This window comes from Oleiphilus sp. HI0043, assembly GCF_001634935.1.
In genome coordinates, this window is sequence record NZ_LWEY01001231.1 from 1 (window position 1) to 1,875 (window position 1,875).

Annotated in this window: 1 protein-coding gene; it reads left to right on the forward strand. The window is 45.3% G+C overall.

Features of this window, described 5'->3' with window-relative positions:
• Positions 1 to 1,875 (forward strand): endopeptidase La (gene lon / locus A3729_RS15125; RefSeq protein WP_068634033.1); only part of this gene is annotated, 1,875 nt, incomplete at both ends.

Sequence of the window (1,875 nt, forward strand, 5' to 3'; positions counted from 1 at the left end):
AAACGAGTGAGCTGGAAGAGTCTCACCCAGAGCAGTCTGAGTTTCAGGGGCTTGTGCAAACCTTAATGTCTCAGTTTGAAAAGCTGAGTAAGGTGAGTAAAAAAATTCCTGCTGAAATCGTCTCGTCGTTAACGAATATTTCTGACCCTATTAGGTTGATCGATACCGTTGCTGCTCATTTGGAACTCAAAATAGCCGATAAGCAGGATGTTCTGGAAGAGTTGAATGTCGGGCAGCGTGCAGAAATGTTGTTAGCTGTTATCGAAGGCGAGCTTGATCTGATTCAGGTCGAGAAGCGCATTCGTGGTCGTGTTAAGAAGCAAATGGAAAAGAGTCAGCGCGAGTACTACCTGAATGAGCAAATGAAAGCTATCCAGAAAGAAATGGGAGCGATCAACGAAGGTGGTAACGAGTTCGAAGAGCTGGAAAACAAAATTCAAACGGTTGGCATGAGTGCAGAGGCCAAGAAGAAGGCTGAAGCAGAGCTTAAGAAGTTGAAGATGATGTCACCGATGTCTTCAGAGGCATCAGTTGTGCGAGGCTATGTTGAGTGGCTTGTAAATCTTCCCTGGAAGAAGAAAAGTAAAGTTCGACACGATATCGTTAAGGCAAGAGAAATTCTTGATGCAGACCACTATGGCCTAGAAGAGGTCAAAGACCGCATTATCGAATATTTAGCGGTACAGAGCCGGGTTAAGAAGCTTAAAGGGCCGGTATTGTGCTTGGTTGGGCCTCCTGGTGTAGGTAAAACCTCCTTGGGGCAATCTATTGCGAAGGCAACAAACCGAAAATATACCCGTGTTGCACTGGGTGGTGTGCGTGATGAAGCAGAGATTCGTGGTCATCGCCGAACTTATATCGGTTCAATGCCAGGTAAACTGATTCAGAAGCTTTCTAAAGTCGAAGTGAAGAACCCGCTGTTCTTGTTTGATGAAATCGATAAATTGGGTGCTGATCATCGTGGTGACCCGGCTTCGGCTTTGCTTGAGGTGTTAGATCCAGAACAAAATCATACCTTTAATGATCACTATCTAGAAGTAGATTATGATTTGTCCGATGTTATGTTTGTCTGTACCTCAAACTCAATGAACATCCCTCCGGCCTTGCTTGATCGTATGGAGGTTATCCGTATTCCGGGTTACACCGAAGATGAAAAGATCAATATCGCGCAAAAATACCTGATCCCGAAACAGATCAAAGATAATGGCCTGAAAAAAGGTGAGCTCGCTATTGCCGAAGATGCAATAAGAGATGTGATTCGTTATTACACCAAAGAAGCGGGTGTTCGAGGGCTGGAGCGAGAGCTTGCTAAAGTTTGTCGCAAGGTAGTGAAGGAAATTCTAGAGTCTAAAGAGGCTATTGAGATTACCGTAGATAGCAAAAATATCGATCAGTACTTAGGTGTGCGCAAATTTAGTTACGGCATGGCTGATGAAAAGGACCGGGTAGGGCAGGTTACTGGTCTGGCATGGACGCAGGTTGGCGGCGAGTTGTTGTCAATTGAATGTAGTACTGTGCCGGGTAAAGGTAAGGTTGTTCGGACGGGGTCTTTGGGTGATGTAATGCTGGAGTCAATACAAGCTGCTATGACTGTTGTAAGAAGTCGAGCTGGCGGCTTTTATATCGATGACAACTTTCATGAAAAGCATGATATTCATGTCCATGTTCCTGAAGGTGCGACGCCAAAAGATGGGCCGAGTGCGGGTATCGCAATGTGCACGGCAATGGTTTCCTCATTTACTGGCATTCCAGTTCGTGCAGACGTTGCGATGACAGGTGAAATAACCTTGCGTGGTCAGGTCCTTGCTATTGGTGGCTTGAAAGAAAAGTTATTAGCGGCACATAGAGGTGGAATAAAACTAGTTCTAATTCCTC